Consider the following 21,293-nt stretch of genomic DNA (forward strand, 5'->3'; position numbering starts at 1 on the left):
GCCTATCCCGTTGTTGCCTTCTGGAAGTTGTCTTGCTCCTCCGGGCCATCCTGATAGCTATTGGCCGGCCCCCACATGCAATTTCGCGTCCATGTCAAGGTGGGCGGATCCTTGAAAAGGTCGATCACCACGCTAAGCACCAGAACGATTGCTGTCGCAATCCATGCTGGCGGGCCTAATGCCTCCACCTCAGCGCCACTGATGATTGCAACGATCCAAACTCGCGTCAATGACACTGCAAGTGCGACCTCCAGGCCACCGCGTACCGCATACAAGGAAAGCATCCCGAACTCTTTGTTTTTGATTGCCTCCCAGGCGCTTACGGCATCTATACCCGCTGCAATCCACATCACGACAACACTCGCACCCGCGCCACCCACTTTTACATAGCGCAGAAACCCGCCCCCCAGACTCTTCGCCACCGGCCCGAGCAACGGCAATCGCCTCACCCCGGCCGACTTGATGCCTGTGCTGACCAGATCCAGCGTGCCTCCCACCAGGCCGACCGTCGCGGACCTGAATGCCCATCCCACACGCCCGTCCTCGCTCTTCAGCGCCGTCCCCATCGCGTCCTGGGCAGTCGCCCACCCCAGCGTCGAAAACACCAGCGACACCGACGCAAGCATGCCGGGCGACCGCGCATAGCGCAGCACCGTACCCATATAGCTGTTGACCGGTATCTTCGTGACCACCTCCGCGCCCGGCGCCTTCCCGAGCGACAGCACCCGGTCGGCCGCGAGCTTGCCCTGCGCGTCGGAAGGCAGCCGATACAACGCATCCTTGTCGGCCTCGCTGGCGTCCAGCAGCAGGTTCCACGACCTGACTTCCTCGTCGAGGCTGTAGCCGGCCTTCTTCGCCTCCTCTTCCAGGATGGCCATCCGCGCCTGCACGATCATCGCCCGATCGGCCTTGTCCGGACCGCTCGCGGCAGGCTGCAGGGTTTCCAGTGCCTGGTGCATCGCGCTGAACACGTCGCGCCGCGTGCCCACCACCTGCAACCGCTGGACCGGCATGCCTGCGTGCATCCCCAGTACCGTCTTCAGGTCCTCGGACGCCGGATCGCGTCCCTTGATCACGGCCACCATCCTCGGCCCGAGCTCCACGATCAGTTCCGGCAGCGTATTCTTGCTGTCGATGGTCTTGTACGCGTTTTCCCCCGCCATCTTGAGCTTGCTGATCACGGTCTTGTACAGCGAAAACAGCTTCGACCATTTACCGGGATTCGGCAGATGGTTGGCCGTATCGGCCGTCTTGCCGTCGTCCTTCTGCGCGCCCCCGCTGACCTGCGCAGCGTGGGCCTTCAGTTCGGAATGGTTGAAGAACAGCGATCGCCATATCAGGTTGTGAGCCGCCATGCCGCCCTTCAACCATTCGTCGTAGAGCTTCACGCACGGCCCGTAGCCGCCCGTCCCCATCACACACGCAGCAAACAGCGCGGTGAAGCCGACCCCGGTGTTGATGTCCTTCGCGTCGAAGTGGTAATCGAACACCGTCGTCATGCCGGCGCTTCGCATCCACGCCACGTGGGCTTCCGCCAGCGGCCGCATGATCCGGTTGTCGTATTCGTCGGACGCCTTCGCGTACTGCTGCCGATACGTGTTGCGCAGGTTGCGATTGATCAGCTTGTCGTACTTGCCCCACGCCTCATTGCGCGCGTGCTCGAGGTCCGCCGCCGTAAACTTCACTTTCCTGGCCTCGTCGAGCAGCGGCTGCATTTGCTTGCGATAACTTTCGAGCAGGAAAGCCGTCCCGCCGCTATTGACCAGCTGGTTGTAATCGTCCTGCGATTTCCGAACCCGGCTGTTGTACAGATTCATCTCGGCCTGACGTTCGACCGCGGCCTGCAGGTTCGTCAGGTTGGTATCCAGGTCGGTCGGCCGCTTCCACTGGTCCGAGAACCCTTCCCATCGCGCATTCATGTACGCCGGAATTTCCTGCGCGATGCCGGCCGGATCCTGAAGCGCCAGCACCAGCCCCTTCGCGGGCGCCAACCCGTCGCACACCGTCTTGAGCGTCGTGGCGGACAGGATGTCGCGACACAGGAACGGGCTCCATCGCAACGCGCTGACCTCGTCGACCAGCTTCATCGCATATTCGGCGACGATCATGTCGACCTGGTAGATCTGGAACGCGTGAGCGGGTTGCGGCGCCCGGGGCTTGCCGTCGTTGTACCAGGCGGCGATATCGACGAGACGCATGAACTTCTCCCGTTCGCTCGCGAGCAATTTCTCATTCTTGTCGCGAATCGCCTTGGTCCACCACGCATCGGAAAACCCGAACCAGACCTTTCCCGCGCTGTCGGGATCCTGGATCGTGACCACCGACGCATTGGCCAGCTTGATCGCATCCCGTTTGCAGCTCTCGTGGAAACGCTCGCCGCCCGGCGGCCTGTCGTCTACGAGCGGCACGATCGACAGGACTCCGGATTCATCGACGGCGTACGCTTCCCAGTAATGGTGCGTCTCGTAGAACAGGTACAGGTAGCCAGGGCGCAACGTGCGCCCCGTATAGAGGGTCTCGCTGACGTTCAGCGGCACCTCCGCGGGCCCCAGCAGCGCTGTCGCGTCGGGTGGCTGGTGGGGGACCTTGTAGCTCCCGAACGTCTTCGTCGGTGCGATGCCGTAGCGGATCGGCAGGATCGGCAGGCCTTTCTTTTCACAGAAGGGGCAGGGTGTCGTCATCAACTCGCTCCTTGCGTCGAGTGATCGGTATTCGCCGGTGCAACGCGTTTCGCATCGGCCGCTCGCTCGAGATCCCGAACGATGGCCTGCCAGTCATCATCGCTCCAGAGCGACGTGAGGCGCCGGTAACGGGTGGGGTGCCCCGCACACTGCTGCAACATGGCAATGACTTCGGGATGCGTATCGAATCCGGGATGCTTCAACATCCCGTGCCGCGCGAACGCGACGAGGTCGTCGCGTTCGCTCAGGCCACGCGCTTCGGCCTTGACGAGCCACGCTTCGACCTGCGGCCCGTACAGCACCGGCTCGGCGCGCCACGCGGGCTCGGTTTCGAGCACGGCGTGCACCGCCCCGATACGCCCGATACGGCGCCACATGGGCTCGCCCGGCGCGAAACGCACGTGATGCGATCCCTGCGACGGCGTCGACTGCGCAAACCACGCACCGCCCGACGGGAACGTCCACACGGATACCGGCCCGAACAGCACGGACCGCTGGCCGGCATCGAGCATCCAGCCCAGGTGCAGGAACACGACCGGATCGTAGAAGCGGAATACGCCGCGCGCCCCATCGGGAAAATGCGGCACGAGCAATTGCCGCAGATGCGCGCGCACATGGGCCGGCACCGCATCGGACTGCAGCAGCCCGACGCACGACGACGCGGCGATCGCCTCGTCGCGATCGGTCAGCAGGCGCAACGCCTGCGTGCGCTGCGCGTCGCTCAAGTCGCCCCAGGCCAGCAGGGACGGCAACTGCCGCGACTGCGCGTCGAACCCGGGCGGTGCCAGCGCACGCAACGGAAAGTCCTGCCACGCCACCATCGCGTCCTCGTCGCCCTGCAACGGGTCGAGCAGCAAGACATGGCGCGCATCGAGCGCGTGACCATCGAAGTCGATACGTTCCATCGTCAGCCCGCCGGCAGCATGACGATGCTGTCATGGCTCGCGGCCGCTCCCGACAGGCGCAACTGGCAATCCTTCGCGTTGCTGCTGCCGAGCGAGGTTTGCCCTCCTGCGCCGCGCGGCCCGGTCAGTTCGCGCTGCGCCGACTTGAATTCCACCCGCCCCGGCGCGCCGACCTCGATATTGCCGCCCTCCATCTTCAGGTACGCTTTCGCGGCGTTCAGCAGCAGACGCTTCGGCGCCTGCAGATTCGCCGCGCCCTGGCTGCTCGACAACACGACCGCCTGCTGCGCGGCCGCGCCGAGCGTGCCCGCATTCTGCGCCTGCAGGTTCACCGCGCCGGAGGCCGCGTGCAACGCGATGCCTTGCCCGGCGACGGGGCGCTCGTCCGCGGCGTTGCCCTGCGTATAGAACGCAATGCCGTGCGTCGCTGCCAGGGTCGTCTTGCCCTTGGCCGTCCATTGCAGATCCTGGCCGGCGCTCAGCACGGTCTCGGTTCCGGACACCCAGACCTGGCTGCCTGGCGTCACGGCGGCGAGACCGTCCGCGCCGTGCGCGACGACATGCGGACTGGACCATGCCGCGGCGCGACCGCCGCCACCGCCGGCCTGGGCGGACGTTCGACCGTCGCGCGTCGCGGCGAGCGCCTGCTCGCTCCGCCGCAACCCGGCCACGGCAGCCGATTGCGTCGACGCGCCTGCCCCCGTCGCGTGCCCCGTATCTTCCGGCCCGGCGCCGACGCTCGCGGCGGGCTGCATCGGCTCGGCGCCTTGCGCGCGCGCCGCCTCCGCGAGACCGTCGAGCAGTTGACGGTTCTGCGTCAGCACCTGGCCCGACGCGCTCGCATCCATCTGGCTGACGCCGCGCGCCGCGCTGACGAACATGCCCGAGCCACCGCGCAATGCGGCGGCAGCGTCGGTCGTCAACTCCATGCCATACCCGCGATCGGCCTGCCGCCGGTTGTCCTGTATCTGCTTGAGATGCCCAAGCGTCAACCCGCTGCGGTGATCCGTCGTATAAAGACGCGCGCTCGCCTCGCCGGCAGTGTCGTCGAGCAGGAACTGGCGATAACCGCCCGTTCCCTGCTGGCTCAGGTTCAGGTCCTGCGTCTTGATGCCCGTCAGTGCCGCGGGGTGGCCGTTGCCCGCGAACCACGCGGCCGCATTGCCGGTACTGCCGGCCGGACCGCCCGCTTGCGCATTGTGCTGCGCATCGGCATTGCCCTGGCCGTTGTACAGCGAGCCCACCACCACCGGACGGTCCGGTTGTCCCTCGAGCCATTCGACCCATACTTCCTGCCCGACGCGCGGCACGCTCACGCCGCCCCAATTGTCGCCGCCGACCGGCGTCAGCACGCGCGTCCATGTACCGGCATTCCGATCGGCAGGCGCGTTCGCCACGTGCGGATGATCCGCGAGACTCGCGGCCTTCTGCCCGCGCTGCGCATGGTGCTGGATCCGGACGCGGTGATCGCGATCGGTGTGAACCGGATCGCCCGCGCCCACGACGATCGCCGTTTGCGCGCCCTGTACGGCCACCACCGGGTGCGAGCGCGCGCCGTGACCGCCGTCGATCAGCGGCCGGTACGTCTGTCCGGCCGGCAATGCGACGAAGCTGTTCGCATAGACCGCTTCGTTGCCCACCAGCGGCGCGCCGTCGTGCGTCCCGCTGCCGAGCGAGGCGTGCAGCGCATCGGCGACACCGTATTCGTTCACGCCGGTATCCAGCATCGGCGGTATGTCGCCGAGCGTCTGCCCGATCGCGGCGTGAACGTCGGCATCGACATTCGCGCGCACGCTGTGCTGAACGCGCAGGCACACGAATGCATCCGACGCCTTCAGCGCCGGATGCCCGTCGACCGCGAAACGCATTCCCGGATGCAATGTCATGCAGGTGCTGCGTCCTTCGCTGCACGTCGCGGCGACGCGCTGCGCGTCGAGTTGCTGGCGCGCGCGCTGATCGCCGAGTGCCGCGGTCTGGTACGCGTAAGGGCCGGCGACGTCGCGGTCTTCGCCGGCCATCGCGACGCCGTCGGCCTGCGCGCCGGTCAACCGGTTCGACAGCGTACGGTGATCCCAGCTGGCGCGGGCAACCCGGCCGATACGCCAGCGACGTGCGGTCATGAAGTGCTGGATGCTGCCCGCGGGATCGCCGTCGCTCGCCTGGTGAAAGCCGATGACCTTCGGCTTGTCCGGCGTGAAGTGCTGGTTCGAATCGGCGAGCACGAGCGTGTGCTTGCCGAGGGTGGACGCGTGGGCGTCACCGGCATGCTCGAACCAGTAGAAGATGCCCTCCTCGGCCCACAGGCGCTTCAGGAAATCGAAATCGGATTCGCCGGCCTGAGTGGTCAGGCTCCGTTTGCGGTATCTGGAGGGATCGGTCAGGGCCCAGCGCCATGCGGGCACCACGCTGCCCGCATTGTGATAGCCGAAAATCTGCTCGCTGATGTCGAGCACGCTGGCATTCTGGAAATTGTAGTGATCGACGCGCTGACGGAGCACCGCGAGCCACGGCTCGACCTCGAGGCGAAAGCGGGCCAGCCCGCCGTTGTGGCCGATCCGCTCCGCCGCAATGATGTGACCGTGCACGGGGCGGCGGACGTCGCTGCCTTCCCGCGCCCGCCATTCGATCAGGATCGTCGCGCCGATCAGCCGCTCCAGCGGCAGCGCCGCGTTTCCCGACAATGCCGTCAACTGGAACCGGTAGCCGCCGTGATCGACCGCCTCCCACCCCAGCAGGCTCTCGGCGACCAGCGCGTCCGCGCCCAGCGGCGTGGTGACCCGGAGAAACCGGTCGTGCTGCGACCAGCCTCCGGCGAGTTTTTTCAGAACGTCCATATTCATCGACATGAATGGGTTCGTTTTAGGTACGACGCACGCGGTTCGCTCCGCCTCGTGTCGTGGCCAACGGACAACGGTTCATTCCCGCAAGCCGGTCACTGAGCGACGGCACATGGATTCCGGCCTTGCTGCGGCACTGCGATATGCACACCTCCACCGGCCTGCCTGAGCGCACAGAACGCCGCGCCATAAACCGGGCCGGAATCCCCGCCCGGAATGATCGAGACGGAGCAGGGCCGGCCGAGATCCAGCGGTCTGGGCGGCGTGCGAACGATTGCACCCTTCACCGTCTGCCCGTACACCAGACACTCGCCAGGCCTCCGGTAAACGGGTTCGGCCCCGGCCGGCATCTCGAACCACCGGGCAGTCACATCGGGACTCGCCGGTTCGGTTGGTCTGGCGACACCCACCGAGCGGATCCGGATGAGGCCTTCTGCCCGTGGCCCGTGCGTCACTCACAGGCAGGCGGCCGGGTTTCCGTCGACCTGCCTGATCTCCGGTTCGACGGGCGCCTCCGACGCTGCCATCGCGCGCGACAGCGCACGACAGCGACGCGAGCAGGCCCGGCGCGCTGCTTCGGAAGCGTGTCCGCATTCCCTGGATCCTCCCGGAACGGCACAAGTACGTGATCGAGCACTCGTGGTGGCCCGACATCACCATGATCGAAACCCGGCAACGGCGCTCGGCACGACCGTGGCCGCGTCATCATCCGCGGCCGGTACGCCACGACTCGGAGCCCGTTGCACCGCTCAGTGTCCTGCCGACGCGCACGGGTTCCCCTCCTGCCCCGGCGTCGCAATGCGGACACCGCCCCCCGCTTGCCTGATCACGCAAAACGCCGAGCTGTACACCGGGCCATAGTCCCCCCCCGGTACGATCGAGATGCTGTAGAACTTGTTGATGTCCAGCGCCCTCGGCGCCGCACGCACAACCGCACCGGCCACGGTCTGGCCATAGACGAGACACTCGCCTCGCTTCAGATAAACCGGCGGCGCACTCCCCGGAACCTCCAGCGCCCAATACGTGACAACGGGACTGACCGGGCCGGTCTGTCTCGTCACATCGACCCCGCGGATCTGGATCGGGTCGGAACCCGTGTCGTCACTTGCCGGCAGGCAAGCAGCCGGCTTTCCGTCGATCTGCCTGATGTCCAGGCGAATCGGACCGTGCGACGTGGCAACCGCACAGGCGGTAAAAACCAGGCTCGATATGCATGCCACCGCACTGCCCAACAAAATTTTCCTCATGCTTCGAATCCATTCATCGTGGCATTGAAGCCACTCGAGTTGATCAGGAATTCAAACATCACCACCGCGCGACGGCGCCTGTCTCGCTACTTCGGCAAATTGTCCGCATTCTTTGGATCCCGAAGCAATGGCGCGAGCACCCAGTTGAGTTCTTCCGGCGACCCGACGTATCCGCGGTGCCCGATCGCCTGGTATGTCTTGCGCACATGAATCGCGAAATAATCTGCGACCAGGTTTCCCTGCTGTTCCATGTTGTAGTCGTGAAAAACGTTCTGAGGCGTGATGGTGTACTGATAGGCACTCTCGCCGCGAATGGTGACGGTCAACCCGTGCCAGCGCACCGAATATCCGAGCTGGTATTGCCAGACGTGCGTCATCTCGTGCATGAACCATGACTTGTCGCCTTCCGCCACCGATTCGGCGGAGAAGTCCTCGAGAAAGTCCTCGTCGCGAAAATACATGTGCCCGTTAGGGGTGACTGCGGTTCTCTTGCGCTGCATGTCGAACCAGAAGTAACTCCCCCGGTGCACCCGCACCTTGTCGTAATCGATGCCGTCCTTGAAGACGGTCCGGGCCATCTCGATCTCGCCCGCCGTCAACGGCCGATCGTGTCCCTTGACCGTCACCGACTTCTCCGATTCGCCCAACTGAAACTGGTTCGTCTGCACGCCCTTGATCTTGACCTCGACCGGCGGTGGCGGCGTGCCCGACGTGCGCCCGCAGCAGTCCACCAGTTGGGTCGGCGTCAGCAGCGCGGACAGGATCCCCAGCGGGCTTGCCGATGCCACGCGCTCGGTCCTGCCCGCGTCGTCGGTCACGCCCGACGCCGTGGTGCCGTCGGCCAGCTTCAACTGATAGGCGACCTTCGACAGCGGCACGCCATCTTCGTTGACGAATCGCAGTTGCTCGTCGTAGAGAGAGAGCGGCACCGGTATCGGCAGGGCCGGCAGCACCGGCGACTGCGCACCCGGTCCCATGAACGGATGGGCGCCCGCCTTGACGGAAAACGATCCGGGCGTCTCGACCAGGATGTCCGCGCCCTTCAGCGTGATCCGGCTCGGCCCTTGCTGCAGCACGATCGCATCCTTCGCGAGCACGTCGATCCGGTCATCCGACGACGTGATGCGCACCGACTGGTCCGCGAGGATCTGCATCGACGACGCATGCGCCTCGACGCTGAGCGGCCCGTGGCCGGCCACGGCCTTGATCCCGCCCGCGGCCGCATACAGGCTCGCCGCATCGCCGGACGCGCCGGCGACCGTCGCGCCGGCGGCCAGGTGCGCATCGCCCTGTGCGGTCAGATGCACGTGCTGTTCCGCATAGGACACCGCGCTGTTGCCGGTACTCATCACGACGTTTTGCGGCGACTCCAGCACGACGGCCGGCACCGCGAACCGTTCGACCGGGTCCCCGCTGCCGCCTGCTCCGCCGGCGGCCGGTTTGGTCGCACTCTGCCCGTTCACCGCACCCGTGTACTTGCCGTCCTGGGCGGGATCGATCGCCTTCAGGAAATCCGACTGCGCGGCGTTCGCCGTCAGCCGGCCAGCGCCCGCGCGCGCAGCCGATTCGTCGAGCCCCTGTGCGGTTTTCACCGCCTGCTTCAACTGGGCAACGCTCTCTCCCAGGTCCATTTGCGTCGAAGCCGCTTCCGTGCGCGCGGTGCCCGACACCAGCACGCCTTCGCCCGCGCGCACGACGCCCCACCCTTCGGTCGCGAGATCGAATCCTTCGCCGCGATAGGCGCCGCGAACCGCGCCCTGCTGATCGACCAGATAGCCTTGCGCAAGCCGGCTGTTCGCGACGCTGTTGCCCAGTTCATGACGCAACTGGCCCGACGAATCGTCCATCACCCAGCGGCTGCCCGCTGTCCCGTCGAGCTTCTGTGTCTGCATGCCGGTCAGCACGCCCGCGTGATTCGCGCTGCTGCCTTCACCGGCCGCGAACGGGGGTTGCACGCGGCCGCCGTACAGCTGGCCCAGCACGACCGGCATGTCGATATTTCCCGAGTCGAAGCCGACCAGGACTTCCGCGCCGACGCGCGGCGTAAAGCTGTGGCCGAAGTTCGGGCCGGCCGATTGCTCGGCGATGCGCGCGACCACGCCGGATCGATGGTCGCCGGGCGCATGCCCCTGCGGGTTCGACCGGCTTGCCGTGTCGGTCAGTCCGCCGGGTAGCGGCGCCGTGCCGCGCATCCACGGAAACTGCACGCGCACCTGGTGGTCGCGCGTGCTGCTCACCCGGTTCGACGGTTCGCCGACGACGGTCGCGGTCTGCACGCCCTGCACGACCGGCCGGTCGCGATAGGGCGGCACGATCGGCACGCCGGGCGGCACCGCGGCAAAGCGGTTGCGATAGAGCCCCTGCTCCAGCTCGCCGTGTTCGAGCAGCTGCGCGATATCGGCGCCGAGATTGTTGACCGCCTCGTGCTCGAGCGTCAGCGGGACGAACGACACCGTTCCGTCCGGGTAGCCGGTCAGCGTGTGAACCTTGCCGATCTCCAGCGTGCGCGACGATCCGGCGCCATAGTGGATCCGCTTCGACAGGCGCAGCGCGTCGAGACGCTGCGACGCGTAGCGCTGCGCCTGGTCCGACGTTTCGAAGCGGCCGGCGCGCTGCGCGTCCAGCACTTCGCGTACGGGCATGACGGGCGCGTCGCGATCGGCCTCGGCCTGGGCATGCCCGGCGAGCGCGACGAGATTGCCGGCTTTCCAGCTCGCGGCGGTAACGTGATCCGGGACCATCTGGTGACGCGTCGTGAAATAGGTCATCACGCCGTCGGGGTCGCCCACGTCCTGCCGGTTGTAGGCGACGGTGCTGCCTTTGGGCTGTTCGGCGCGCCGGTCGAACACGACGACGGTATGGTCGCCGGACGGCTTCTCGCCCGCGTCCTGCGCGTGCTCGATGCGAAACGACAGGCCGGCCTCGGACAACTGGCGCGTCACGAAGTCGAAGTCGGTTTCGCGATACTGGCCACGCAGATCGAACGTACGCAACGGCTCCTTCAGTTCATAGCGTCGACGCGCCTCCGGATAGTCGCCGAACACGCGCTCGCAAATACCTTCGGTATCGAGGCCGACGAAATACAGGCAATTGCGGCGCAGCCGGAGCAATTCGAGCCAGGAGGCCATCGTCAGCCGATAGCGCGTGATCTCGCCGTCGCTGTCGCTGTACGCGGCCCGCACGACGTACCCGTTCCAGCAGCGCTCTCCCGCGCCGGTCGCGAGGCGCAGGCGGATCGCCGTGCCGAGCAGCGGATTCAGGTCGAGGAACGACGCGCTCGACAGCACGTCGATCTCGAACCGGAAGGACTCGTCCATCGCTTCCCGGCCGTGAAACCGCTCGACCGCGAATGCGCCCGGCATCGCCGTATCGACCTGGATCTGGCGAGTCGCTTGCGAATAGCCCTTCAATGCAGCAGCAATGTCCATTCCGTCCTCTTGCGTCACACCGGCCGCGATGCCCGTTGCCGGTCACGCGGATTCGCTCAGTTGATCGCGTCGGTCTTCTTTCTGGCAGCCCGCGCATTCGCCTCGTCGACCAGTTCCTGGATCGAGCTGTACGTAGGATTCCTGACGCCGGATTTTTCCTGCTTGCCCTTGCCGCGCAGGAACATCCATTCCGGCCACTGCCGGATGTGATCGAAGGCACCCACCACGAACTCGCCGCACGGCGGAACGTGCAGTTCCTCGGCGGACTTTTCGCCGGCGAGATACGCGTCCGACTCCGGCCCGAACACGCGGTCCTGGCAGGACTCGTGCCAGAAAACCATGACGCGGCTGCGATCCGGGTCGGGAAAATCGTCGAACACGAAGCCGTCCTTCCGGTCGGAAACGGCAATGGTGCGCAGATTTCCCTGCGCATCGCGAATGCCGACCTTCCAGTGCGGATCGTCGTTCCGGTCGTACTCCTGCCACGGGTTGATCGCTTCCTGGAGCACCTCGCGGCTGCCATCGCGCTTCTCCAGCTCGAACACCACCGTGCTCTTCGGGAACGCCTCCGAATGGCCCAGCTTCGGGTTGCCCTTTATCTTGACGATGCCGTTCGCGGGCACACGCACCTCGAGCCCTTCCTTCGCATGGAGCGGCTCGACACCGTCGGGCTGGTCGAACAATGCGACCACCGGGCCGACATAGCCCTCCGGAATCACGTAGATCAATGGCATGCGCCGACTCCTATCAAGTCCGAACACGATTGCCGCGAGCAGCACGACAGCGAGCAACACGACGTAGCGCCACCTCACGCGACGCCCCGATGGCGGTGGCACTACTTCTTCCATAGCTTGGGATCCAGGTCTTCGCTATCGGGCGCGCGGCCCTCGTTGGGGTTTCGATGAAGGTGATAGTCATTCCAGGCCTGAACGGTCGTGTCACGGGTGGCCGGCGGTCGCTTGAAGCTGTCCTGCAGACGTTGCCAGACAGCCCCCACGTCCTCGTAGGCGGAAATATGCAAAGGCTTGCCCAGGCCGCCGCTCACGCCGTCGCCGATCTTGCTGATCGGATCGGCCGGCCACGCGACGACGTCCATGCCCGGCAGGATGACCGGCGGCCCGTCGCCCGGCACGCCGGACCATGCCGACGGATCCGGGTCACTCATGCGGCGGGCGGGCGTGCCCGGCGCGGTCTTGATGTCGCCGATCGCCGGATAGTCGTCGCGCCGGTCGGGCGTACCGCCGAGAGCCTGCGTGAAGATCCACAGTTTCGATCCGAAGTTGCCGTCGAGCGTCAGTTCCACCCGCAATACGTTGGCAAACATGATGCGCCTGTTGTCGCCGGCGAGATGGGTGGCGGGCGTGCCGATCCGCACGTGGGTACCGAGGAACAGCTTGTTGCCCGCGGGATCCTCGATGAACGATTCGCAGTTGGGGAACCCGTCGCCATAGACCAGCATGCAGATGTCCATCCAGCGGCGCACGCGCTCGACCCTGATCCACAGATGCCCGCGCGCATCGAGCGTCGGAACGACGGTGGTGTGAAGCGTATTCCAGTCCAGCCGCGATCCCAGGAACGCAAAATTCTTGCCCCCGTACCACGACGTCACTTCGGCAATCTGCTCCCCCGCATGCCCCTGCTCGAACGCGTTCGCATCGGCGGTTCCATCGGGCTGATATTTCTTCTCCGTATAGGGCTCCGGGCCGTCGGAGGCCCACCACGGCCCCGAGGACGTGTTGGACGCCGCGTACTTCGAGCGCCTCAGCCGGTCCTGGAACTTGTCCTTGCTGCCTGCCGCCAGATTGCACGAGTACAGTTGCCACACGCGTGACGTCACCTTGCCGGTCTGGCGAGCCAGGTAGCTCGGGTGAAAGCTCTCCCCCAGCGAAAAGCCGCGCGTGTCGCCGTGAAAGCGGAAGCCCAACCGCTCGAACTTCTTGTTCGGATGAAACGAACGGATATTGACCGTGTACTCCACGAGCCTGACCAGATCGACCGCGACCGCATGCCCGTCCTGTTGCGCCATCGGCGTGCTGTCGGTCTGGGTCAGCACCTTCGGGACGGCGACCGTATCAGCTCCAGCCATGATCGATGTCCTCGTTGCCGGTGTATTCGACCCGGATCGGTTTCGCCGCGGCCTTCGTCGAATAGGTCGCCGTCCGGCCGTCGCCGGCGCTGCTGCGTGCAGCCAGCGCATCGCCATTCGGGCCGACCATCCGGTAAGGCAGCCCCTTCACCGCGCTGCCCGTCTGCGCGTCGCGCAGCCAGTAGTACTCGTTGTAAAGCCCATGATCGCCCCACGCGCCCTTCGCCTTGTCCAGGTCGGTCGGCCCCTGGAACTGATGGTCGGCCGCGTGAACCGTCAGGTTGCCCGGACACTCGAACGTGACGTTGCCGCCTTCGATCAGCAGCGACGCGCCGCCGCTCACGGCGAGCCGCAATGCCTGCCCGGCGGCCAGTTCGACGTCGCTCTTCGTCGCGGCCACCGTCAGGTCGTCCTTCGCGCGCAGTGCCAGCGTGCCGTGCTGCGCCTGCAGATCCAGGTTGTCCTTGCCCGAGACCAGGCTGAGGCCGGCGTCGCTCGCCGCGCCCGTCCCGTTCGCGCCGGCCAGCCAGCCGATGCCCTGGCCGCTGTGAACCCGCAACGACCGGCTGACCGCCAGGTTGGTGTCGCCGCCGCTGCCGACCGTCAGCGTTTCACCGGCGGCCCACTGCAGCGCCTGGCCCGCGAACAGCCCCTGGCCGCCGCGGGCGGCGATGCCAAGCAACGCGTCGCCCGTATGCGGCAGCGCGTTGCCGGTGCCGCGGCGCGCGGCATCGGCCGTGGCCTGCTCGAACCCGTTCGCGCTCACCGTGGTCGCCAGGCTGCGCGACAGCGCGTCGAGCGGTGCGGCCTCGCCGTCGAGCGACGACCGGCCCGCCTTGCGCACGCCACGCTGCGCGGCAAGCGGCAACGTGCGGTGCGTGTCGGCGGCCTTGTCGAAGGTGCGCGCCAGCGCCACCTGTTGCGCCAGCAACGACTTCAGCGCGGCGACGTCACCGGCGGGTTGCGCAGGATCCGGCGCATAGCTCGAGATCAGGACGCCGCGCGTCGCACGCACGGCGCCATAGGCGTCGGAACGCAGCTCGACACCCTGGCCGCGAAAACTGCCGAGATAGTTGTCGGCCTGGTGACGCAGATGGCCAAGATTGAGCTGGGTCGCGGCGTGCGTCGTCGCCATCTGCAGGCGCCCCATGCCGTCGCTGTCGTCCATCACCAGCTGATTGTGGCCCTGCGTGTCGAATCCCTGGCTCTTGAAGCCGGACAACGCGCCGGCATGGTTGTGCCGCTGCGCGCCCGCGCCGCCGCCGTGCCATGCCGGGCTGTAACCGCCGACCTGATTGCCCTGCGCGCTCGGCACGTGATCGGCCGCCTTTGCGTAGATCGACTCGTCGAGCGGCTGGCCCGTCTCGCCGCCCGGCGTCGGCGATTCGCCACCTTCGCCACGGCCGTTGAACAAGCCGCCGAGGATCACCGGCCGATGCACGAGACCATTCATGAACTGCACCAGCACTTCGTGGCCGATCCGCTGCGTCTGCTGCAACCCGTGGCCGTCGCCGGCCAGACGCTGCATCGCGCGTGTCGCGACCCTTCCGGTGTCGCCGTCCGCCTGCCAGTGGTAGCGCAGCTTCAACCGGCCCTGCGCGTCCGTATGAACGGGGCCGGCGGCGCCCGGCTGCGTCTCGCCCTGCGGGCCGACCACGATCGCGGATTGCGCGCCCAGCGCCGTCGGCACCGGATTCAGCCGCTGGCCCGTCCCGTCCTCGAGCGTGGGGCGCCAGACCTGCTCGCGCGGCACCCCCGTGAAACGGTTCGCGTAACCGCCGATACCCGCTTCCTTCAGCACGCGCGGATCGAGATCGTCCTGCGGCAGCGTGCCGAGCGTCTGCTGAAGCGCGTCCATCATGGTACGCGGCAGGTTGTTGATGCCGACGTGAGTCACTTCGGTGACGAGAAAGGTGTCCGGCGTTTCCGCTGAGCCGCGCATCTGCGTCCACGGCGCGTTCGCCACGCGCAGCGCCCGTCCGGCCCGCGCCGTGTGCAGCGTGCTGCAGCCCGCCCAGCAGCGCGCCTCGGACAGGATCGCGTCGGCCTGCCGGCGCGCCGTGTACTCGGCCGCGCGCAGCGTCGTGAACGCTTCCGGCCCGACGTCGTCGTACAGCTCGCGAAAGCCGGCCGGGCTGCCCAGGCTCGCCGTTGCCGTCACCGACTGGTTGCCGCGATAGTCGCTGCTGATCAGCGTCAGCCGGTCGGCCGTCAGCGAGACGACCTGGCCCATGCCCAGAATCACGTCGCCCGTGCCGACCGCCATGCCGTTCAAGCGAAGCGGCAGGCCGCCGAGACGCCGCGAGGTGTCATCCTCGGGAAGTTGTGCGCTGTCGTCGAAGACGAGCATCGTATGGCCCGCCGGCGCGTCGTCGTCCTCGACGAAGCAGAAGCCGAGCCCGGCCTCCGCCAGCACGTGACGGACGAAGTCGAGGTGCGTGTGGGTTCGGTACTGCACGCGGTATTCGCACGGCCCGAGCGCATCGATACGCTGGCTGGCATCGGCGGTGCAACGCCAGCTGGCGCTACCGCGGTAGGCCGCGAACACCGTGTCGAGCACCTCGGCGACAGTCCGGTTCACGAACGTACGCTGATCGCGGCCATGCGCGAGCGCCTCCAGCCACGGCACCAATTGCAGATGATAGCGAGCCAGCGTGCCGTCATAGCCGACACATCCGGCTTCGGCCACGAGGCCGCTGCGGATCGTGGCCGATCCGTTCGCCAGCGTGGTGGTGAGGGTCACGCGCTGCCCGACCATCGCATCGAGGTCGAGCCCGGGATCGGTGGCGAGCGCGTAGACGTCCCAGCGATAGATGTCCGAAAGCGCTTCGCGGCCACTCCAGCGCTCGATCTGCAAGGACGAGATCGAACCCGGCCCGTCAAGTACGTGAAGACGATTCAAAGCGCTGAATAGAGACGACAGTTGCGAATTGACATCCATGCGGGTCTCTCTCACCTGTTACGTTTTTCTATTAAGTGTGCCGCGGCGCAAAAACTTATTCTCTCGAAACTGCGACAACGAATACCAATGAACCTGGCCCGGCATTCGTTTTTAAAATGACATAAAAATGTAAAATCATTCTGCGCCAAATGATGCAACCCTATTTTATGGCGCCATGGCAATTAGAATATCATCAGCTTGATAGCAAGTGCCAACCCCGGATTGGAACTCGGATAGAATGGCACACCAACCCTGATTTGCCTTTCTCCCTCGATCCGGCGTGTGCCGGACGTATTCAGCGGTGGGAGCCGCCACAAAACAGCATTAATTACCGACCACCATCCATCGGTCGTCGTAAACCTCGAATTAAATACCGATCGCTCGAAGCGGCATATTCAAAAACAGCAGGAGGCCTCAATATGACGCGCCCGTTTATTGTTCTTGGGGACAAACACAGCCACGGCGGCGTCGTGACCAGTGCGTCAGGCATTGCCAAAATCGACGGCAAGGGAATTGCCCGTCGCGACGACACGGTTACCTGCCCGCTTCATGGCGTCAATTTCATCGCTGAAGGCGACGACACCGCGATTATCGAAAGTCGCGCCGTCGCCCGGGATGGCCACAAGACGCAGTGCGGCGCGATCCTGATCGCCAGCCAGTCGAATACCGGCAGCGAATGAGCACGGCGCCCGACTCTCCGGCTGATCGCCCGGGCGGGCGATCGCCGGTTCGCGCGGCCGTCCGGGTGGCCGCCGCGTTCGTCTCCGTCTGGCTGATGGCCGGTGCGTACTGGAAAGCGACCGGCCACGTGCCGAGCCTGAAGGAACTGTTCATGGGCGGCGTCGGGGTGCCGCTATTGCTCGTCATCGGGGTGGCCAGCCTCCGCAGGGGCTTCGCACCCGTGCCGAGCCCGGCACCGAGGCCCGGACCGCAAGCTTCCGGCGTGCCGGCCGAAGCGGCTGCCGAGGATCCGTCGCTCACGTGGACGATGGCGCTGCTCGACGCCAGCCTGCGCCTGCCGGCGGGCATGCATGCCGAGGACGTGCTCGCGCTTGCCCGCGACGGGCGGGTCGTCGGCCTGCACCCGACGCTGCAGCGACCTGACGGCACGAAGGTGTTCGCGGCCACGGCCGCGTCGATCTGGAGCGACGCCCCTGACGACGGCATGCTGTCGCTCGACGTCATGCCAAGCGACAACGACGAGCAGCGCCGCGCGATGATGCTGGTAGCCGAAGCGATCGACGAGCTGATGGCACGCCATGCCACCACGCCCGTCACGCCGCCCGGCGTGACGTCGCAGGGCGCGGTACCGCCATTTGCGCTGCACCTTCTGCTGCCCGAGCGCTGGCGCGCCGATGCGCCGGCACTCACGGCCTGGCTCGACCGGCATCTCGAACGCGGTCGCTGGCGGCCGACCGTCGAGCCGGCACAAGTCACCTTCATTGCGCATCCGGTTGAAGCACTCGCCGCGCTCGATGCGCTGAACGTCGCGCTTCACCGGTCGCACGCGACGACCCGACATCTCGTACTGGCGTGCGATTCGACGTTAAGCCAGCCGACGGTGACCGCACTCGCCCATGCCGACCGGCTGTTCGCGCACAATCGCCCCGACGGCCAGGTACTCGGCGAAGGCGCGTGCGCACTCCTGCTCGCGCTGCCGATGTCGGCCGGCACGCCGGGCGCGCCGCTGATTCATCGGCTCGTGACCGCCGAACAGCGCTCGTCGACTGGGCAGCCCGACGGCGAGACAGTGGCCGGGCTGCTTCGGCAGGCCGTCGCCCGCATGTCGGACGCCGAACCGGCCATGACCGGCTGCGCACTGGTGAGCGACGCGGACCAACGCAGCAGCCGTCGCACGGAGATCGGCGATGCGGCGCAGCGCACGTGGCCCGACGACCCCGACGTCCGGCTGCGTTGCCGTCACCTTGGCATCGCGAATGGCGATGGCGGCGGCGCGCTGGCGCTCGGCCTGATCGCCGCCGCCAGTGCTCACGCAGTCGATGCGCAACGGCCAACGCTGGCCGTTTCGATCAGCGATCCGCTGATGCGCGGCGCGATCGTCGTCAGCCATGACATCGCACCCGACGCGGCCGGCGGCTCGGCTCATGCGTGACGGAAGACCGCCTTCTTCATGCGTGGCGGCACCGGCGCAGGTACACAGGTGCGCTCAAGTCAGGAATCCGTTGCCGGCGCGGCGCGGGCAGCGCAGCAACATGTCACCGGTACGGCTCGAGAAGACGATCAACTGGGTGAAGCTGCTCGTCGTCACGTGCAGGCGCAGGAGCCTGTCCACGACCTGCGCAAATGCATGAATGCCGGTACCCGTGCCGACGAATGCGTCTTCGTCGACGGTCAGGTGAAGCTCGATACCGCGGACGATACCCGCGAAGTTTCGCTCGGTGACCCACGCCGTCACTGCCTTCTGCGCAAGCTTCACGACGCCGTCGATCAGCCGGACCGATGAGGTCGACCGTTGCAGATCATGCAGCGCGAGCAAGTCGCGGAGAGGGCCCGCGCCACCCGTCAACGACACGGCATTGAGTGACAGTTGCGAAATCAGTCGCCACTGCGCCCCGCGTTCCTGCCGGGGATGCAACGACCGGGTCGGCCGGTGCAGCAACGTAATCCGCCGCGCAAGGCTGCCGCCTTCCATCATCAGGTCTCCCATCGGCGATCCGTAACCCAGCCGCTCGGGCAGATCGCCATTGCTGCAGGTGAGCCTGATGTCGAGTGCCGGTGGCGGCGCCCGGCGCTCGACGTCACCGCTCACGAACGTCAGCGTCGCGTCCTCGCCGGGACTGCCCGGCGTCGCCCGGCGATTAAGGACGGCTTGCCAGTAGAGTGCCTCCGCCCCCGCATGCCGCCCATGGCGCAGCGAATGCAGCGGGTCGAGCACCACGGCCTGGTTGCCTTGGGGCGACGCCTTCACCTGCGCGACCGAGTCCACCGAATAGATCGTGCACGCATGGGCACTCTGCTCATCCGCCTCCAGCGCGTATGCGTCGGCAGCGTCCGACGTGCTCGATCGCTCGCCCAGTTTGCCCACCGCCTCGAACAGGTTGACGACGGGCGTACAGCCCGGCACCAGGTGACTCGCGTCGAGCGCCGCCAGTACCTGCGCGGCGGCGGATTCGGCCGGAATGTCCTTCAACACGACATGAATGCCGAACTGCCTGCCGCCCAGTCGGCCGGCCTGACGCAGATCGCAGTCGAAGAAGCCGAATTTTTCCGGGTACGCGAAAAACTCCGTCAGCAGCAGGTAGGCCGGGTCCGCCGATTCGGGATACGGGACGAGACTGTCCGCACGGCCCAAGCCTGCCGCAGTGCAAGGCGTACCGTCGAGTTCGATCCACCGGCCGCCGTGAGCCGGCTCGACATAGGCGCGCAACGCCTTCATCGACAGCGCGTCGCGAAGCGCCGCGGTCAAGCCGGGCGCGCCTTGCGTGTAGAGCCGTATCGAATCCACGTTCAGCTCGGCGATCGACAGATGGGCGGATTGAATCGCGAACGTCAGCGAGATCAGCGCCGTCGCACCGGCAGGCAGGCGCAACGTGCGCGGCACGTCGGCTATGGAGCGGAACTTCGCCCCCGTCAGCTGCAACGGCGAAAGCGTGACGTCATACGCAGTCCGGAACAATATCTTGGATCCGTTGAGCGGCCGGCTGTAAAGCTGCGTACCGCGCGGCACTGTGACGGCGGCGGACATCTGTGCCGCCCGGCCGCTATCCATCTCGAAGTGCGCGATCGAACATGACGGAAACGCGCGCAAGTAGTGCGGGTACAGCGTCTCGAACAATGCCTCGGTAAACCGCGGATAGTCGTCGTCGATATGGCGGGCCGTACGTGCCGCCATCAACGCAAACGACTCGACCAGACGCTCGACGTGAAGGTCCATGCTGCCGCTGTCCATCCCGCCGGTCAGCGACAGCCGGCTTGCAATCTTCGGATAGCGCGCGGCGAACTCGCGCACGTATTGCCGCAGGAAGGTTAGTTCCCGTTCGTAGTAGGACAGCAAGTCTTCCGGACTCATACGTCGTCGTTCTCCGTCGGCAATGTCCTGAAGCAGACGATTTATGCGAGACGCCGCGGTCGTGCGCCCGGTCGCTGCCGATACGCATTGCAAGCAGCAATGCGTGTGCGCTGCGGCCTCGCGCGCGTCACCGGAATCGTCCGAATGCGAGGGCAGAACATGGGCAGCACATTGAAACGCGATGCGAAAACACCTGAGTCAACGCGGCGTGAACAGCGTCACTGTGCACGCGCAATCATGTCCGGAACCTGTTCGTTTGGCAACGCAGCACCCACGCCACACGTCACGCCCCGCCCACAAAAACAAAACCCGGCGCACTTTCGTGCACCGGGCTCCGAGCCGAACGGAAACGCCGCCCCACCTTACTTCCGGTCGAGCGAATACCGCCCCGGCCCGGTCAGTGCGAGCAACAGCAACCCGCCGATGATGCTCACGTTCTTGTAGAAGTTGATCATCGCCATGTATTGCTCCATCCCCTGCAGCGCCCAGTAGCGATGGCCGATCAGCGCGGTCGCGAGCGTATAGGCGGCGAACACCAGTGCGAGCGGACGCGTATAGAAGCCGGCCGCGATCAGCAGGCCGCCGACCAGCTCGACCGCCACCGCGATCACCGCGGCCAGTTCGGGCGCCGGGTTCCCCGTCGACGCCATGTACGCGACGGTGCCCGAGAAGCCGTTCAGCTTCTGCCAGCCGAACAGCACGAACAGGATCATCAACAGCACGCGAGCCGCCAGCAGCAGCTCGTCCTTCTTCGACTCCAGCGAAACGTAACGCATAGCAATATCACCCTTGAATTGACGGTTTGATGCATCCGGTGCCGGGAGGCGCCGAATCACTCCTCGCACGATCGGACAGCAGGCCGGAGGGCTCGCCGCCGAAGAATCCGTCGGGTTGCGCCGTTCCCGGCGCGCTTCCGATCGGTTCTGGCGAAGCACGGGTGCAGTCTACTGTCTCGCCAGGAATCATCAATCCGCCAAAGAAGGATTCGCTGTCCCGTTCAAGTGGACAATCGAAGGTAAACACGCCGACAGGCAAAGGTCGGCAGGCAGTGCAAATCAACCCGCTCAATGTTTCCGGAACACGGAAACGCTCTGCTTCTTTCAGGCCACCGTATTCAATCGATATTTTCGGCTTCAAT

The 21,293-nt window shown here is 66.2% G+C and carries 13 protein-coding genes; 2 read left to right on the forward strand and 11 right to left on the reverse strand.

The genetic code is table 11. From position 1 onward, the window contains the following. Nucleotides 1-2: 2 nt before the first annotated feature. The 8 genes from ACTJLD_RS29355 to ACTJLD_RS29390 all read right to left on the reverse strand — a co-directional run bounded on the left by ACTJLD_RS29355 (nt 3) and on the right by ACTJLD_RS29390 (nt 16,125). On the reverse strand, nt 3-2,681 hold the full coding sequence (locus ACTJLD_RS29355; RefSeq protein WP_060349544.1) for a T6SS effector BTH_I2691 family protein: 2,679 nt from the start codon (nt 2,679-2,681) through the stop codon (nt 3-5). Then, nucleotides 2,681-3,586, reverse strand: a complete 906-nt coding sequence (locus tag ACTJLD_RS29360; protein WP_059492506.1) for a DUF4123 domain-containing protein — start codon at nt 3,584-3,586, stop codon at nt 2,681-2,683. The genes ACTJLD_RS29355 and ACTJLD_RS29360 overlap by 1 nt, the downstream gene beginning before the upstream one ends. 2 nt (nt 3,587-3,588) lie before the next feature. After that, nucleotides 3,589-6,432, reverse strand: a complete 2,844-nt coding sequence (locus tag ACTJLD_RS29365; protein ID WP_440660281.1) for a type VI secretion system Vgr family protein — start codon at nt 6,430-6,432, stop codon at nt 3,589-3,591. Between the two features lie 740 nt (nt 6,433-7,172). Beyond that, nucleotides 7,173-7,670 (reverse strand): hypothetical protein, encoded by a 498-nt coding sequence (locus tag ACTJLD_RS29370; protein ID WP_059489278.1) that lies wholly within the window; start codon nt 7,668-7,670, stop codon nt 7,173-7,175. Between the two features lie 86 nt (nt 7,671-7,756). Beyond that, the gene (locus ACTJLD_RS29375; RefSeq protein ID WP_124535067.1) at nt 7,757-11,098 is read right to left on the reverse strand and encodes a type VI secretion system Vgr family protein; all 3,342 of its coding nucleotides are present in this window, start codon (nt 11,096-11,098) and stop codon (nt 7,757-7,759) included. A gap of 56 nt (nt 11,099-11,154) precedes the next feature. After that, complete coding sequence (locus ACTJLD_RS29380) at nt 11,155-11,877, reverse strand: hypothetical protein (RefSeq protein WP_224052572.1); 723 nt, start codon at nt 11,875-11,877, stop codon at nt 11,155-11,157. 56 nt (nt 11,878-11,933) lie between these two features. Continuing rightward, complete coding sequence (locus ACTJLD_RS29385) at nt 11,934-13,184, reverse strand: hypothetical protein (protein WP_059555181.1); 1,251 nt, start codon at nt 13,182-13,184, stop codon at nt 11,934-11,936. Continuing rightward, nucleotides 13,171-16,125: a type VI secretion system Vgr family protein gene (locus ACTJLD_RS29390; RefSeq protein WP_124535069.1), complete on the reverse strand. Its 2,955-nt coding sequence runs from the start codon at nt 16,123-16,125 to the stop codon at nt 13,171-13,173. The genes ACTJLD_RS29385 and ACTJLD_RS29390 overlap by 14 nt, the downstream gene beginning before the upstream one ends. Before the next feature lie 419 nt (nt 16,126-16,544). Here ACTJLD_RS29390 and ACTJLD_RS29395 point away from each other — a divergent pair, with 419 nt between their 5' ends. Beyond that, entirely contained in the window at nt 16,545-16,805 is a 261-nt protein-coding gene (locus ACTJLD_RS29395) for a PAAR domain-containing protein (RefSeq protein WP_059492511.1), read from the forward strand. After that, nucleotides 16,802-18,238 (forward strand): hypothetical protein, encoded by a 1,437-nt coding sequence (locus ACTJLD_RS29400; RefSeq protein ID WP_334035270.1) that lies wholly within the window; start codon nt 16,802-16,804, stop codon nt 18,236-18,238. Before ACTJLD_RS29395 ends, ACTJLD_RS29400 begins: the two co-directional genes overlap by 4 nt. A 54-nt stretch (nt 18,239-18,292) precedes the next feature. Here ACTJLD_RS29400 and tssF read toward each other — a convergent pair whose 3' ends face one another. The 3 genes from tssF to ACTJLD_RS29415 form a co-directional block, all read right to left on the reverse strand. Then, the gene (gene tssF / locus ACTJLD_RS29405) at nt 18,293-20,140 is read right to left on the reverse strand and encodes a type VI secretion system baseplate subunit TssF (protein WP_440660284.1); all 1,848 of its coding nucleotides are present in this window, start codon (nt 20,138-20,140) and stop codon (nt 18,293-18,295) included. 377 nt (nt 20,141-20,517) lie between these two features. After that, nucleotides 20,518-20,931: a DoxX family protein gene (locus ACTJLD_RS29410; RefSeq protein WP_027792143.1), complete on the reverse strand. Its 414-nt coding sequence runs from the start codon at nt 20,929-20,931 to the stop codon at nt 20,518-20,520. A gap of 7 nt (nt 20,932-20,938) precedes the next feature. After that, on the reverse strand, nt 20,939-21,292 hold the full coding sequence (locus ACTJLD_RS29415) for a hypothetical protein (protein WP_322078593.1): 354 nt from the start codon (nt 21,290-21,292) through the stop codon (nt 20,939-20,941). Nucleotide 21,293: the final 1 nt, after the last annotated feature.

The sequence above is a fragment of the Burkholderia sp. 22088 genome (assembly GCF_052045915.1).
Lineage (GTDB): Bacteria > Pseudomonadota > Gammaproteobacteria > Burkholderiales > Burkholderiaceae > Burkholderia > Burkholderia cepacia.